Source organism: Streptomyces sp. G7(2002) (assembly GCF_028870195.1).
GTDB classification, from domain to species: Bacteria; Actinomycetota; Actinomycetes; order Streptomycetales; family Streptomycetaceae; genus Streptomyces; species Streptomyces nigrescens.
The window spans coordinates 4,851,763-4,866,883 of sequence record NZ_CP102609.1 but is presented as its reverse complement, the minus strand read 5'-3'; the positions used below and the strand labels follow the sequence as shown (position 1 = coordinate 4,866,883).

Annotated in this window: 11 protein-coding genes and 1 riboswitch; of the genes, 5 read left to right on the top strand and 6 right to left on the bottom strand. The window is 70.8% G+C overall.

Annotated features, from left to right (window positions below):
• The first annotated feature begins 523 nt into the window (after positions 1-523).
• Positions 524-886 carry a hypothetical protein gene (locus tag NUT86_RS20450; protein WP_266438385.1) on the top strand — a complete coding sequence of 121 codons (363 nt, stop codon included), beginning with the start codon at positions 524-526 and terminating at the stop codon, positions 884-886.
• Between the two features lie 22 nt (positions 887-908).
• Here NUT86_RS20450 and NUT86_RS20445 read toward each other — a convergent pair whose 3' ends face one another.
• On the bottom strand, positions 909-2,099 hold the full coding sequence (locus tag NUT86_RS20445) for a cobalt-precorrin-5B (C(1))-methyltransferase (RefSeq protein WP_159487498.1): 1,191 nt from the start codon (positions 2,097-2,099) through the stop codon (positions 909-911).
• A gap of 17 nt (positions 2,100-2,116) precedes the next feature.
• Between NUT86_RS20445 and NUT86_RS20440 the strand changes: the two genes are divergently transcribed.
• The gene (locus NUT86_RS20440) at positions 2,117-2,932 is read left to right on the top strand and encodes a cobalt-precorrin-6A reductase (RefSeq protein ID WP_274736884.1); all 816 of its coding nucleotides are present in this window, start codon (positions 2,117-2,119) and stop codon (positions 2,930-2,932) included.
• Positions 2,933-3,046: 114 nt separating this feature from the next.
• On the opposite strand, the gene NUT86_RS20435 is transcribed toward NUT86_RS20440, so the two are convergent.
• Together NUT86_RS20435 and NUT86_RS20430 are read right to left on the bottom strand one after the other, a co-directional pair.
• Positions 3,047-3,274 (bottom strand): hypothetical protein, encoded by a 228-nt coding sequence (locus tag NUT86_RS20435; protein WP_274736882.1) that lies wholly within the window; start codon positions 3,272-3,274, stop codon positions 3,047-3,049.
• 180 nt (positions 3,275-3,454) lie between these two features.
• Positions 3,455-4,225, bottom strand: coding sequence for a DUF817 domain-containing protein (locus NUT86_RS20430; RefSeq protein ID WP_174876369.1), 771 nt, complete (start codon positions 4,223-4,225; stop codon positions 3,455-3,457).
• 723 nt (positions 4,226-4,948) lie between these two features.
• Here NUT86_RS20430 and NUT86_RS20425 point away from each other — a divergent pair.
• On the top strand, positions 4,949-6,619 hold the full coding sequence (locus NUT86_RS20425; RefSeq protein ID WP_274736879.1) for an alpha/beta hydrolase: 1,671 nt from the start codon (positions 4,949-4,951) through the stop codon (positions 6,617-6,619).
• A complete protein-coding gene (locus NUT86_RS20420; RefSeq protein WP_274736877.1) occupies positions 6,616-7,212 on the top strand; it encodes a hypothetical protein in 597 nt (198 codons plus the stop codon). The genes NUT86_RS20425 and NUT86_RS20420 overlap by 4 nt, the downstream gene beginning before the upstream one ends.
• An 81-nt stretch (positions 7,213-7,293) precedes the next feature.
• Here the strand turns inward: NUT86_RS20420 and NUT86_RS20415 are convergent, their stop codons facing one another.
• From NUT86_RS20415 to cobG, 3 genes are all read right to left on the bottom strand, one after another.
• Positions 7,294-8,889 (bottom strand): precorrin-2 C(20)-methyltransferase, encoded by a 1,596-nt coding sequence (locus NUT86_RS20415; protein ID WP_274736875.1) that lies wholly within the window; start codon positions 8,887-8,889, stop codon positions 7,294-7,296.
• A gap of 2 nt (positions 8,890-8,891) precedes the next feature.
• Entirely contained in the window at positions 8,892-9,524 is a 633-nt protein-coding gene (locus tag NUT86_RS20410; protein WP_026170198.1) for a precorrin-8X methylmutase, read from the bottom strand.
• Positions 9,525-9,634: 110 nt separating this feature from the next.
• Positions 9,635-11,176: a precorrin-3B synthase gene (cobG, locus tag NUT86_RS20405; protein ID WP_446750828.1), complete on the bottom strand. Its 1,542-nt coding sequence runs from the start codon at positions 11,174-11,176 to the stop codon at positions 9,635-9,637.
• 137 nt (positions 11,177-11,313) lie between these two features.
• Positions 11,314-11,474: riboswitch (cobalamin riboswitch) on the top strand.
• A gap of 34 nt (positions 11,475-11,508) precedes the next feature.
• Here cobG and cobN point away from each other — a divergent pair.
• Entirely contained in the window at positions 11,509-15,120 is a 3,612-nt protein-coding gene (gene cobN, locus NUT86_RS20400; protein ID WP_274736871.1) for a cobaltochelatase subunit CobN, read from the top strand.
• The last annotated feature ends 1 nt before the right edge of the window (position 15,121 follow it).

Genomic DNA, 15,121 nt, shown 5'->3' with positions numbered 1-15,121 from the left:
TGCTCGCAGAATGCAATCACGCCAAAGCTTTCCCAGGCAACTTACCGTTCAGTTTTTAACCGGTATGCAATCGAGCGCAATGATCGCCCTGACCTGCACTTTTGCCCGCTTCTTGGTGGTGAACCGACCATGCGGCGGCTATCGGAAAAGTGTCCGGGGAAAACCCTTCATGCACGCCCTCCGCGTATATTTTGCGGGTACCGTCCGCCGAGCCCGCGGTGAGTGTGAAGGGGCGAGATGTCTGCCTTCCCTGCTTTCCTCTCCATCGGGGGTGTCACTTCCCCCTGATCCGGAAACAGGGTGCTGTGGCGCGGGAAAGGGCATGCGTCCGCCGAGGCTGTTTTCGGGCAATTGCACACCGAGGACGCAACCGAGGACACGGGCCCGGACCGGTCGCGGCCCCTCCGGGCCCGTCCGGATGGCTCTCCGACCGCATCAGGGTGAATACCCGTTAGCCCCCTGCCGGGGGCCGGTAAGGAAGCTGCGACACCCAAGGGGGGCCGAAGCAAAGGAGTACGCCACGATGCGTACCAGACTGGCCGCCGGCGTCGTCGGCGCCGCAGCCCTGCTGACGCTCTTCGGCGGCAACGTCGCCGCGGCCGACGGCAAGGGCCATGTCGCACAGGCGAAGGACACCCCGGGCCAGAGGGGCGACAGCTCGCCGTGGATGCACGACAGTCCGGGCCGGATGCACGACCGGCCGGGCCGGGTGCACGACCGCCGCGAAGGGCGCTACGACCGCCGGGAGGGCGGCTACGACCGCTCCGGACTCCGTGACAACCCGCTGCGGCTGACCACCTGCGCCCTCGGTACGGCGCTGGGGTCGCTCACCGGCAGCGGGGAGGACTGCATCGCCGACCGGTTCGGCCGCGGGTACCGGAACTGACCGCTGACGTGGGGGAAGCCCGTCACCGCTGAGGGCTTCCCTGCCGGGCGTCCCCCGGCCCCCGCGGCTCCGCCCGCCCCACCACCATCCCCGCCCGGTCGATGCAGATGACGTCGACCGCGACGGGCGCGCCCCGCAGCACGGCCAGCGACTCGTCCCGCGCCGTCGCCGCCACCAGATCCCCCAGCGGGACACCCGCCGCGGTGCACAACTGCAGCGCCGCCAGGCCCGTGTTGGCCTCCGCGACCGCCCCCGCCAGCGCCTCGTCCGCCCCGCCCCGCCGGGCGAGCTCGGCCAGGAACCCCTTGTCCACCTGGGACCGCGCCGAGTGCAGATCCAGGTGCCCGGCCGCCAGCTTGGACAGCTTGGCGAACCCGCCGCAGATGGTGAGCCGCTCCACGGGATGCCGCCGGATGTACTTCAGCACCGCCCCCGCGAAGTCGCCCATGTCCAGCAGCGCGTCCTCGGGCAGGTGGTGCAGTGCGACGGCCACCTTCTCCGACGTCGACCCCGTACACCCGGCCACATGCCGCCGCCCCGCCGCGCGGGCGACGTCCACCCCCCGCCGGATGGAGTCGATCCACGCCGAGCAGGAGTACGGCACCACGATCCCGGTGGTCCCCAGGATGGACAGCCCGCCCAGGATCCCCAGCCGCGGATTCCAGGTGCTCCGGGCGATCTCCTCCCCGTGATCGACCGAGATCTCCACCTCGACATCGGCCGTCGCCCCCGGGCCGCCGTGGCGCCCGGCGACCTCCGCCAGATGCTCCCGCATCATCTGCCGCGGCACGGGGTTGATGGCCGGCTCGCCCACGTCCAGCGGCAGGCCGGGCCGGGTGACGGTCCCGACGCCCGGCCCGGCCCTGAAGACGACGCCCGACCCCGCGGGCAGCACCCGTACGGTGGCCCGGACGAGCGCCCCGTGTGTGACATCCGGATCGTCGCCCGCGTCCTTGACGACACCCGCCGTGGCGGCCGTCCGCCCCGGCGCCAGCTCCTCCACCGCCAGCGCGAAGGACGGCGTCTGCCCCTTCGGCAGCGTGATCGTCACCGGATCGGGGAACTCGCCGCTCAGCAGCGCCGTGTACGCGGCCGTGCTCGCCGCCGTCGCACAGGCACCGGTCGTCCAGCCGGGCCGCAGCCCGGTGTGCGCGAGCTGCGCGCTACGCCCGCCCGCGGCCTTCCCCGTACCCTGCGGTTGCGCTTCAGCCACGGAGGAACCCACATCCCATGCCCGACGCAGCCCGCCCGCCACGCCATGTACTGATCCTCGGCGGTACGACGGAGGCCCGCCGCCTGGCCGCCGCCCTGGCGCCGGAGGCCGCCGGGGCACCGGAGCCCGCGCCGGCGCCGGAGTGCGCCCTGCGTGTGACGACCTCGCTCGCCGGCCGGGTCGCCGCACCACGGCTGCCCGCGGGGGAGGTACGCATCGGCGGGTTCGGCGGCCCCGAGGGCCTCGCCCGCTGGCTGCGTGAGCACGCGGTGGACGCGCTCATCGACGCCACCCATCCTTTCGCCGACACGATCAGTCACAATGCGGCCCTGGCCGCCGCCACCGCCCATGTTCCCCTGCTCGCCGTCCGCCGGCCCGGCTGGGTGCCGGGACCCGGCGACACATGGCACCAGGTCACCTCCCTGGACGAGGCCGCCGCCGCCCTCCCGGCCCTCGGCGCCCGCGTCTTCCTCACCACCGGCCGGATGGGCCTCGCCCACTTCGCCCACCTCACCGAACTCTGGTTCCTCGTCCGCTCCGTCGACGCCCCCGAGCCCCCGCACCCACCCCGTATGGAGGTGCTGCTCGACCGCGGCCCCTTCACCCTGGAGGGCGAGCGCGCGCTGCTCCGCGCCCACCGCATCGATGTGCTCGTGACGAAGGACAGCGGCGCCTCCGCGACCGCCGCCAAGCTGACGGCGGCGCGGGAGGCCGGGGTCCCGGTGGTCGTCGTACGGCGCCCGCCGGGACCCGACGGGGTGCCGGTGGTGGAGGAGCCGGAGGCGGCGGCGGAATGGCTGCGGGGGCTTTTCAGCGCGGCCGATTCACACTGAGCCGATTCGCTTCCCGGACCCTTTCCGCTAATTCCTCCCGCCGCCTCGCGGATTCCTCTTGCTCCGCCTCGTCACCGGTGTCGCGTTCAGCGGCGGAGCCGGCCGTCTCCTCGCTCACGGGGCGCCCTTCCCCACCGCCCGCGCGAGCCGCCGCGCGAGCTCCGGCGTGCAGCGCACCGGATGCACCAGCGGGCGCGGAAGGTCCCCCACCAGCGACACCCCGTCCGGAGCCAGGGACGGCAAGGTGAGGCCCGCCCCCTTCAGCGCCGCCCGCGGCTCGTCCCGCGCCCGCTCGGCATCCCTGATCCTCCCGGCCGCCGGAGTGCGCTCCGCCCATCCCATTTCTCTTCTCCGTTCGAGTCCTGACTGGCCTGTCAATGCCCTTGCCCCGTCCTGGAGTTGTCACTCCGGCCGACTCTCGAAAGGGGGTTGGCGATGTCGCCGGCACGGGCAAACAGGGGGCCGGAGAATGGTCGAAAGGAATTCCGGTCATGCCGTCATGGGTGGCACACCCCTCCGAGGTCACCCGGGGCTGCGCTCCCGCCGGGTGGCCGCCACGATCACGAACGTGACGCTGATCAGCAGTGCCCAGGAGCCGAACTTCTCCAGGGCGACCGGTTGCCACCCGTGGAGCTGGTGCGGGTAGCGCCATGCGCCCAGGTAGGTGGCGATGTTCTCCGCCAGCCACAAGAAGAATCCGATCAGCGCGAAGGACAGCGCCAGCGGCATGCGGTAGCGCGCCTGCCCCACACTGAACCGCACCGACGTGCCTCCCGTGACCGCGACGAGCAGGGCGGCGAGGAGCCAGCGCAGGTCGGGCAGCCAGTGGTGGCTGAAGAAGTTCACGTAGACGGCCACGGCCAGGGCCGTGGTGGCGCGCGGGCGGTAGCGGACGAGTTCCAGGTCCATCAGCTGCCATGCGCGGCAGACGTAGCTGCCCACCGCGGCGTAGAGGAAGCCCCCGTACAGGGGCACGCCCGCGAACTTGAACACCGCGGGCTCCGGATAGCTCCAGGAGCCGAGCGAGACCTTCACCATCTCGAAGGCCAGCCCGATCGCGTGACACACGGCGATGACCAGGACATCCCTGCCGCTCTCCCACCCGCGCAGACGGAACACCAGCGTGAGCAGCAGTCCGTAGACGAGCAACAGGTCATACCTGGCCACGGGCAACTGCGGCAGCACGGTGGACAGCGCGACCCCCGCGAGCAGCGCGACGGCGAACGCGCAGCTGCTCGTCTGGAGCCGGGTGAAGATCAGTAGTTGCTGTACGCGGGCCAGGTTCGCGTGCATGGTGCGAAAGACGCGGCTGTGACGGGAGGGGTTGCACGAGGGTGTGGTCCGGGTCCGGACAAGCCGCGGGCGAGGACGAACGGGTATGGAGCGGTGGCCTCGGCTCAAGAGGAGCCCATAGCGGGCCCGTCGTCTGTGCCGCGGCGAATACTGCTGCTGCACCCCTTCGGACCCCAGTGCGTTCGGGACGAATATTGGCCGAATCTCGTGCTCGTGAGACAAACCTCTGGAGCCGTCTCGTATGGTGACAGGTTGTCAAATCCTGAGGGAATTTCGATGGCAGGCTGCTCTCGGCTTACCTGAAGGGTTGGCCTTTGGTGTGAGAAAAGAATAGCGGGAGATCGGGGGATTGTTTTGTCTGGTACTGAAGTCGACCCAAAGTTACTGCGTGCGGCTGCCATTCATGGCGAGGAGATGCAGGCCGGTATGGGGACTGCCGTGGGAAATTTGAACGCACAGCATCAGGGCGTGCCAGGGCAGACGGAGGGTCTTGAATTCGCTGACCAGTTGCTGAGGACCCAGGAATCCTGGCGTGAGCGCCTCAGTGATGTGGGGAAGGAGTGCGGCGAGGTCGCGCGCTCTCTCAAAGCCTCAGCGGACAACTATGAGAAGAACGAAGAGGGAACCGCCCGGTCGTTCACTCGGCCTGCCGGGAGTTCTGTCTCTGTCCGTCCTGCAGCGCAGAGTGCTGCCCGTCATGTCAGCCCCTTTGGATGAGGCCCGATGACTCTGACCTTGCGAGACCTTCAGAACCTCCGTTTTTCCGCGTTGGAAAGCGCCAAAGATGAATGGGCGCAGACAGCGCGTCGGCTCGGTGGCTACAACGACCGAGTGGATGCCCATATGCGCCGGCCACTGGCTCATGGCTGGTCGGGGGAAGCGGCAACTGCCGCACACAAGCGCCTCCGTAGGCTGAGCGATAATTTTCAGTTCGGCGGCGAGGAATGTGCACTGATCCAGACGACCCTGGACGGTGCCATCACCGAACTCCGGGCACAGCAGAAGGTTCTCCATCAGGCATTGGACGCAGCCACCCGGAAGGGGTACCGGGTGGCGCCGACGGGTGAGGTCCTGTACGCCGATGAGGGGGACATCCCCACCGGAGACCCGGACGCGGGGATACCGGAGAAGGAGCATGAGCGGCGCACCCTTGAGGAAGACATATTCGCTGCCCTGCGGAGTGCCCAGGAGATAGACGCCCGCTATCGAATCGCCCTCACGAGGCTTCGGGTCGGCCGAGGGCTTGCCGTGAGCGGCCTGGAGTCACAGCGGGATGCCTCGGACATTTCCAAGATTGCGGGAGTGGCCGTCGGGCTCGAATCAACTCCCACGAAAGGCACGGACCCGAAAAAGGTCCGGGACTGGTGGAACGGTCTGAGCAAGGAGGAGCGGGAGGAGCAGATGGCGCTGAACCCGAGCGTCATCGGAAATCTCGACGGAATCCCCGCAAAGACTCGCGACAAGGCGAATCGGGTCAACCTCGACCGGCTGATCGACATGTATCCACCGGGCACGCAGATGCCGGCGGGCGTGGCACGTCAGCATGCGGGCTTCGCGTTGATCAGAACCCGCCTGGAGAGGGACGCCGGGAAGGAGCCGGAACCGCTACTGCTCGGCATCGGGCCAGAAGGCCAGGGGCGGGCGATCCTGTCCTACGGAAATCCCGATACGGCAGACAATGTCGCCGCCTATGTGCCTGGGCTCAATACTCAGCTCAAGGACGTCGGGGGAGAAGACGGGGACCGCGCCCGGAATGTCTGGGATTCCGCCAAGGGTGCAGATGGAAGTAAGGAAACGGCCTCCATTGTCTGGCTAGGATATGACGCTCCGCAGGCCGGCCCGGACAGATACAGCGAAAGCGATCTTTCAATTACGGGCGAAGAGCGGGGCAAGCAAGGTGGCGTGGCCTACGGCCAATTCCTGGAAGGAATCCAGGCGACTCATCAGGGTGACCGGCCGCATGTAACGGCCATTGGGCACAGTTATGGGTCGTTTACGGTGGGGCAGGCGGCCCAGCGCGAGGGCGGAATCCCTGCGGACGACATCGTCCTCGTGGGGAGTCCAGGGACCGGGGCGCAGAGAGCTGAGCAACTTGGGGTTGGGGCAGATCATGTATGGGTGGGGTCGGCCGAGAACGACCCGGTCACTCACACTCCATCCGAGTGGGAACGTAACTTTGGTATCGCCGGACATCTCGTCGATCCGCACGAACTGCATTTCGGCCAGGATCCGGCAAGTGAGGAATTCGGCGGGCGTCGATTCAGCGTTGCAGACGGCAACCTCGTAAGCTCTCATTCGAATTACTTTAAGGAGGAGGGTGGTCCGTCATTGTCCAACATCGGTAAAATCGTGGCGGGGCGAACAGATAGCGTTGCTGCGGAGGAGAAGCGGTGATCGGCAAGAAGCGGCCGGTATGTATTCTTGCGACTGTCGCTGTGTTCTCTCTTGCTGCGTGTAGCCTGAGTGGCTGTTCTGTTCCGGGGAGTGATCCCGAACCAGCCATGGACGTATATCAAGCCAGCAAGCGAATCAATGCGCTGCTTGATGAGACTTTCGCTGGAGTGCACCCTCGGCTCAAGTGGCGTGACGGGCCCGCGGAGACATCCGGGCAAGACGACATCCTGGGCAGATCGAATGGAGCGGTGACTGTATCCAGAACCCGATACGTACGGAATGAAGTATCGAAGGGTATGGTCAAAATTCTCTATGGTGCAGTAGAAAAGCATTGGGAGGCGGCAGGATACAAAATCGGCGATGTGAACGCCAAGGAGCCTTCCTTCACCGGTGTGACACCCGACGGTTTTTCCATCAGATTTTCTGTGGGTGCGCCAGGGAATGTATATTTTGACGCCTCCAGTCCATCCGCCAAATATCCGGGATACAGTGGCGGTGCAGTAACGGGAGAAGAAGGGGATGAATTCCCCAAGGGGTCTGGTGGTGGGCGGGATGTTTCGCCGGACGTCCATGATTCCTACTGGTCCAAATAACGCCGAGTCGACGTCCCCCGCGTATGACGATGGCTTGTGGCTTTGCTGAACAGTCAGCATCACAAGCCATCGTCGTAGCCGCTACCCCTCCGGATACCTCCGCGGCGTCCACACGACCTCGGTTCCGTCCTCGCGCCGTGCCGCCTGGGTCTGGGACGAGCCGACGACCAGGAGCGTCCGCATGTCGACCTGGTGCGGGTCGAGGTCGGCGAGGTGGACGGTGCGGACCGACTCCTCGGGGCCGCCGATGTCGCGGGCGAGGATGACGGGGGTGTCGGGGGCCCGGTGTTCCAGGAGGAGTTCGCGGGCCTTGCCGACCTGCCAGGTGCGGCTTCGGGAGCCGGGGTTGTAGAGGGCGAGGGCCAGGTCGGCGCCGGCCGCCGCGTGCAGGCGTTCGGCGATGACCTCCCAGGGCTTGAGGCGGTCGGAGAGGGAGATGACCGCGTAGTCGTGGCCGAGGGGCGCGCCGGCGCGGGCGGCGGCCGCGTTGGCGGCGGTGACGCCCGGGAGGACCCGTACGGGGATGGCGCGGTAGGGGGCCTGGCAGGCGACCTCCAGGACGGCGGTGGCCATCGCGAAGATGCCCGGGTCGCCGCCGGAGACCACGGCCACCTTGCGGCCGCGCCGGGCCAGGTCGAGGGCGAGTTCGGCGCGTTCGGACTCGACCTTGTTGTCGGAGGCGTGGCGGCGCTGGCCGGGGCGCAGCGGGACGCGGTCCAGGTAGGTGGTGTAGCCGACGAGGTCCTCGGCGGCGGCCAGGGCGCCGCGGGATTCGGGCGTCAGCCAGAGCGGCCCGGCCGGGCCGGTGCCGACGACCACGACCTCGCCGGGGCCGGACGGTTCGCCTGCCGTGGCCGTGGCCGTGGCCGTGGCCGTGGCCGTCTCCGTAGTCGTGGCCGTCTCCGTGGCCGTTTCCGTGGACGTAGCCGTACCGGGCGGCAGGTCCGCGATGCGGCTCGGTACGACGCTGACGGAGAAGTAGGGGACCGTCTCCGCGTCGATGTCCGCCAGCTTCTCCGTACGTTCGCCGGTCATCGTGGCGCGCTCGACGTAGTGGGCCTCCGGGAGGCGGCCGGAGCGTTCCATGGCGCGGCGGACGGTGGGGAAGGTGCGGCCCAGCTTCATGACGACGGCCGTGTCGGTCGAGGCCAGACGGGCGGTCAGCTCCTCCTCCGGGAGCGTGCCGGGGAGGATCGTCAGGACCTCGTCGGCCTCGGCCAGCGGCTTGCCGAGGCGGGCCGCGGCGGCGCTGACGGAGGTGACGCCGGGGATGACCTCGGTCGGATAGCGGTGGGCCAGCCGCTTGTGCATGTGCTGGTAGGAGCCGTAGAAGAGCGGGTCGCCCTCGGAGATGACGGCGACGGTGCGGCCGGCGTCGAGATGGACGGCGAGGCGGGCCGCCGCGGACTCGTAGAACTCGTCCAGCGCGCCCCGGTAGCCGCCGGGGTGGTCGGTCGACTCGGTGGTGACCGGGTAGATCAGCGCTTCCTCGATGTGGTCGGCGCGGAGGTGCTCGGCGGCGATGGAGCGCGCGATGGAGCGTCCGTGCCGGGCGCTGTGGTAGGCGATGACGTCCGCCCCGGCGATGACCTGGACCGCCCGGACCGTCATGAGGGACGGGTCGCCGGGGCCGAGGCCCACACCGTAGAGGCGACCGGTCAGCTGCTGCTCGCTCACGCTTACTCTTCCTCGCTTGCCATGGCGTTGATCGCGGCCGCGGCCATGGCGCTGCCGCCCCGGCGCCCGCGCACCACGATGTGGTCCAGCTCCGACGGGTGGGCGATCAGCGCGTCCTTGGACTCCGCGGCGCCGATGAAGCCGACGGGTATGCCGATGACGGCGGCGGGGCGGGGCGCGCCTTCCTCGATCATTTCGAGGAACCGGAAGAGGGCTGTGGGGGCGTTGCCGAACGCGACCACGGCGCCTTCCATCCGGTCCCGCCACAGCTCCAGGGCGGCGGCGCTGCGGGTCGTCCCCATCTTGGCGGCGAGGTCCGGGACCGAGGGGTCGGTGAGGGTGCACAGGACGTCGTTGCCGGCCGGCAGCCGCTTCCTGGTGACGCCGCTGGCGACCATGTTGGCGTCGCAGAGGATCGGCGCACCGGCGCGCAGCGCCTCGCGGGCGCGGGCCACCACCTCGGGGGTGAAGGCCAGATCGCGTACCAGGTCGACCATGCCGCAGGCGTGGATCATCCGGACCGCGACCCGGCTGACGTCGGCGGGCAAGCCGTCGAGGTCCGCCTCGGCGCGGATGGTGGCGAAGGACTGGCGGTAGATCGTCGCCCCGTCCTTCTCGTAGTCGAACGCGGTCACTGTGGCCTCGGGGTTGTCGGGTACGGGGCGGTTCTGGAGGTGGGGCATGGCGCTGTGGGTCGGGGGTGGTTCATGAGGTGGTGGGGCAGGGAGCTGCGGGTCGGGGCGGTTCATGAGGTGGCGGGGCAGGGAGCTGCGGAGGGTGCCGCCGGTGCGGGGTGCGGGACGGGTGCGCTCTGCGGCTGTACTACGGAGACGCGGTAGCCCTCCGCCGTCGCCAGCACATCGACCCAGGCGCCGTGCGGGTGGCCGCAGCGGCGTTCGCAGCCGGACCAGTACACGGGGAGCCGGCGCAGGGCGGCGGGCTGCGGTCCTGGCTCGCCGGGGACAGGGGTGCCCGCGGTGACGGCGGCCGTCGCGTCGGCCCGTACATCGGTACGGGACTTGGCGCAGCCGGGGCGGCCGGTGCAGGCGCCGACGCGGTGCCAGGGGGAGTCCGGGTCGGTGATCAGTCCGGCGGCGGACAGTTCGCGCAGGCGGGGAGCCGCCGTGTCGGCGGACAGCCCGGGGATGACGACGCCGCGCCAGGGGGTGAGGCGGAGCGCGCCGGCACCGTCCTCGGCGGCGACGGCGGTCAGCAGACGCCACTGGGCGACCGACAGCCGCCCCAGCGGCGCGAGGACGGAGAGCGCACGGGCGCCGTCGGTGCCCTCGATGACGCCGGGGGCGGAGGAGTCGGCGTACGGGACGGAGGCGGGGGGCGGGGCGGATCCGGCGTACGGGACGGACCCGGTGAACGGGACGGACTCGGCGCACGGCGCGGAGGCGGGTGCGGGCGCCCCGGTCGCGTCGGGGGTACCGGTCACGTCCCCGGCCCCGGCCACCGCCGCAGCCACCTCCCCGGCCACCTCCGCGCACCCGATGCCCGCCGCGCGCAGTCGCTCCGCGACGGCCCGGGCCGTCAGGCCGTGTCCGTCCGGGAGTTCACGTACCCGCCAGGCGCCGCTGCCGCTCGCCGCGGCGGCGGTCAGGAAGGCCTCGGCGGCGGTGAGGGCGGCCCGCGGGGCGTCCGGACCGGCGATCCGCAGCGCCGCCGGATCGTCGCCGACCCGCAGCAGCGCGGTACCCCCGGCCTCGGCCGGGCACCCGGCCCCGGACAGATCCCCGGACCCGGCCCCGCCCCGTTCTGCGACCAAGCTCACATCCCCGCCGAGTGCCGCCACATCGCCCCGTCCGTCGTCCAGGACGAAGAGGAATCGGCCCGACAGCGCGGTCGCGGACTCGCTCGCGCAGAGCAGTCCGTCCAGCTCACGGGCCCACAACCGCACGTCAGAAGGGGTGTGCCGGTCGAGTCCGGCCAGCGGCGAGGCGAGGATGTTGCGGACGCGTTCGTGGCGCTCGGAGGGCAGCAGGCCGGCGTCGCGCAGCAGGGCGGCGAGCCGGCCGCCGCAGCCGTCCGCCAGGCCGCGGAGTTCCGCGTTGCCGCGGGAGGTGAGCGAGAGGTGGCCGTCGCCGAGCCGGTCCGCTGCGTCGGCCAGCGCCTCGGCCTGACGCACCGTCAAGTCTCCGGCGGGCAGCCGCACTCGGGCGAGGTGGCCATCGGCGGCGGAGTGCAGCCGCAGCGCTCCCGGGCAGGCGTCACCGCGGTCCCGTATGGGCGGTTCGGCACCTTGGGGCCGTATCGAGGGGGAGGGCGGCATGGCCGCGAGCATACCCACGGAGGCGGGTGGCTCATCGGGGCCGGATCCGGCCAAGCTCCCGGTCCGGATCCGGGTACGGAGGCGCGCGCCCCCCGTCCCGCCGCGGCCGGTCCGGAGGCCCGCTTACCTCCCCCGTCCACAGCCCTTACTATGCAGGTCGGTGGGTCGGCTGGCCCATCGACGCCAGCGACGGCGCAGGGTCTTACGGCCCAAGGGAGGAAGCCCGGTGAGAATCCGGCGCGGTCCCGCCACTGTGAACCCGGCAACTGCCGGGTGAGCCAGGAACTCCCGCCGTCCATACGACCACCCGGGGCGCGGATACCCCGAGGAAGGCCTGCGCTCGCATGCTTCTGCTGCTGTCGACCTCCGACACCGACCTGCTCAGCGCCCGCGCGGCCACGGGTCCCGTGCCGTACCGGCTCGCCAACCCCGCCCGCCTCGACGTCGCCGAACTCCCCGCGCTGCTGGAGGGCACCGACCTCGTCGTCGTACGCCTCCTCGGCGGCATCCGGGCCTGGGAGGAGGGCCTGGAGGTGCTGCTCGCCGAGGACCAGCACCGGCCGGTCGTCGTGCTCACCGGTGAACAGGCCCCCGACGCCCAGCTCATGGAGCAGTCCACGGTCCCGGTCGGTATCGCGGCCGAGGCGCACGCCTACCTCGCGCACGGCGGTCCCGCCAACCTCGACCAGCTCGCCCGCTTCCTCTCCGACACGGTGCTGCTGACCGGCCACGGCTTCGAGCCGCCGGAGCCCGCCCCGTCCTGGGGCCCGCTGGACTGGGAAGGGCGCAACGCGAGCGGCCCGCTGGTCGCCGTGCTCTACTACCGCGCGCACCACATGAGCGGTAACACCGCTTTCGTCCGGACCCTGTGCGAGCAGATCGAGGCGGCGGGCGGGCGCGCCCGGCCGCTGTTCGTGGCCTCCCTCCGCGCCCCCGAACCGGAGTTGATCGAGGCGCTGGGGTCCGCCGACGCCCTGGTCACCACGGTCCTCGCGGCGGGCGGCAGCAAGCCCGCCGAGGCCTCCGCCGGCGGCGACGACGAATCCTGGGACGCGGGCGCACTGGCCGCCCTGGACGTGCCGATCCTGCAGGCCCTGTGCCTGACAGGGCCGCGCAGCGCCTGGGAGGAGAACGACGAGGGGCTGTCGCCGCTGGACGCCGCCTCGCAGATCGCGGTCCCCGAGTTCGACGGCCGGCTGATCACCGTCCCGTTCTCCTTCAAGGAGGTCGACGAGGACGGTCTGCCGGTCTACGTCGCCGACCCCGAGCGCGCCGCCCGGGTCGCCGGGATCGCCGTCCGCCACGCCCGGCTGCGCCACATCCCGGCCGCGCAGAAGCGCCTCGCGCTGGTGCTGTCCGCCTACCCCACCAAGCACTCCCGTATCGGCAACGCGGTCGGCCTGGACACCCCGGCCAGCGCCGTGGCGCTGCTGCGCCGTCTCCGGGCGGACGGCTACGACTTCGGCGACGAGAGTGCCGAGCCGGTCCCGGGCCTGGAGTCCGGCGACGGCGACGAGCTGATCTACGCCCTCATCGACGCCGGCGGCCACGACCAGGAGTGGCTCACCGAGGAGCAGCTCGCCCGCAACCCGGTCCGTATCCCGGCCGCCGACTACAAGCGCTGGTACGCCACGCTGCCGCAGCAACTCCGGGACTCCGTCGAGGAGCACTGGGGGCCGCCGCCCGGCGAGATGTTCGTCGACCGCAGCCGGAACCCCGACGGCGACATCGTGCTGGCCGCCCTGCGCCGCGGCAATCTCCTGATCCTCATCCAGCCGCCGCGCGGCTTCGGCGAGAACCCGATCGCGATCTACCACGACCCCGATCTGCCGCCCTCGCACCACTACTTGGCGGCGTACCGCTGGATCGCGGCCTCCGCCGACGACGGCGGCTTCGGCGCGGACGCCATGGTCCACCTGGGCAAGCACGGCAACCTGGAGTGGCTGCCCGGCAAGAACGCGGGCCTGTCCGCGGCCTGCGGCCCCGACGCCGCCCTCGGTGATCTGCCGCTGATCTACCCCTTCCTGGTCAACGACCCCGGCGAGGGCACCCAGGCCAAGCGCCGGGTGCACGCCACCCTCGTCGACCACCTCGTTCCGCCGATGGCCCGCGCCGAGTCCTACGGCGACATCGCGCGCCTGGAGCAGCTCCTCGACGAGTACGCGGCCATCTCCTCGATGGACCCGGCCAAGCTGCCCGCGATCCGCGCCCAGATCTGGACGCTGATCCAGGCCGCCAAGCTCGACCACGACCTGGGGATGGACGAACGCCCCGACGACGACGGCTTCGACGACTTCCTGCTGCACGTCGACGGCTGGCTGTGCGAGGTCAAGGACGCCCAGATCCGCGACGGACTGCACGTCCTGGGCGGTGCCCCGGACGGTGAGGCCCGCGTCAACCTCGTCCTCTCCATCCTCCGCGCCCGCCAGATCTGGGGCGGTACGTCCGCCCTGCCCGGTCTGCGTGAGGCGCTCGGACTGGACGAGTCCGCGGCCACCCGTACGACCGCCGACGAGGCCGAGGCCACCGCCCGCGCCCTGGTGCAGGCGATGGAGGACGCCGGCTGGGACCCGGCGGCGGTGGCCGGTGTCGCCGACGGCCACCCGGCCGCGGTCGCCGACATCCTCGACTTCGCCGCCCGTCAGGTCGTCCCGCGCCTCGCCGCCACCACCGACGAGATCGACCACGCCGTGCACGCCCTCAACGGCGGCTTCGTCCCGGCGGGCCCGTCCGGTTCCCCACTCCGTGGCCTGGTCAACGTCCTGCCGACGGGCCGGAACTTCTACTCCGTCGACCCCAAGGCCGTGCCCTCCCGCCTCGCCTGGGAGACCGGCCAGGCCCTCGCCGACTCCCTCCTGGCGCGCTACCGCGACGACAACGGCGACTGGCCGCAGTCCGTCGGCCTGTCGCTGTGGGGCACCAGCGCCATGCGGACGTCCGGTGACGATGTGGCCGAGGCGCTGGCGCTGCTGGGTGTCCGCCCCGTATGGGACGACGCCTCGCGCCGGGTCAACGGGCTGGAGCCCATCTCCCTCGCCGAACTCGGCCGCCCCCGCATCGACGTCACCCTGCGCATCTCCGGCTTCTTCCGGGACGCCTTCCCGCACGTCATCGGCCTGCTCGACGACGCCGTACGGCTCGCCGCCGGCCTGGACGAGCCGGCCGGGGACAACTACGTCCGCGCCCACGCGCAGGCCGACCTCGCCGAGCACGGCGACGAACGCCGCGCCACCACGCGCATCTTCGGCTCCCGCCCGGGGACGTACGGTGCGGGCCTGCTCCAGCTGATCGACTCCCGCGACTGGCGCACCGACGCCGACCTCGCCGAGGTCTACACGGTCTGGGGCGGCTACGCCTACGGCCGCGGACTGGAGGGCAGGCCGGCCCGCTCCGAGATGGAGACCGCCTACAAGCGCATCGCGGTCGCCGCCAAGAACACCGACACCCGCGAGCACGACATCGCGGACTCCGACGACTACTTCCAGTACCACGGCGGCATGGTCGCCACCGTCAAGGCGCTCAAGGGCAAGGCCCCCGAGGCGTACATCGGTGACTCCACCCGCCCGGAGACGGTCCGCACCCGCACCCTGGTCGAGGAGACCTCCCGGGTCTTCCGCGCCCGGGTGGTCAACCCCCGCTGGATCGAGGCGATGCGCCGCCACGGCTACAAGGGCGCCTTCGAACTCGCCGCCACCGTGGACTACTTGTTCGGCTACGACGCCACCACGGGCGTGGTCGCCGACTGGATGTACGACAAGCTCGCCCAGACCTACGTCCTCGACCCCGAGAACCGCGCCTTCCTGGAGGAGGCCAACCCCTGGGCCCTGCACGGAATCGCCGAACGCCTCCTGGAGGCGGAATCCCGCGGAATGTGGGAGAAGCCGGACGCCGAGACACTGGCAGCCCTGCGCCAGGCATTCCTGGAGACCGAAGGGGAGCTGGAGGGGGAGGACTGAC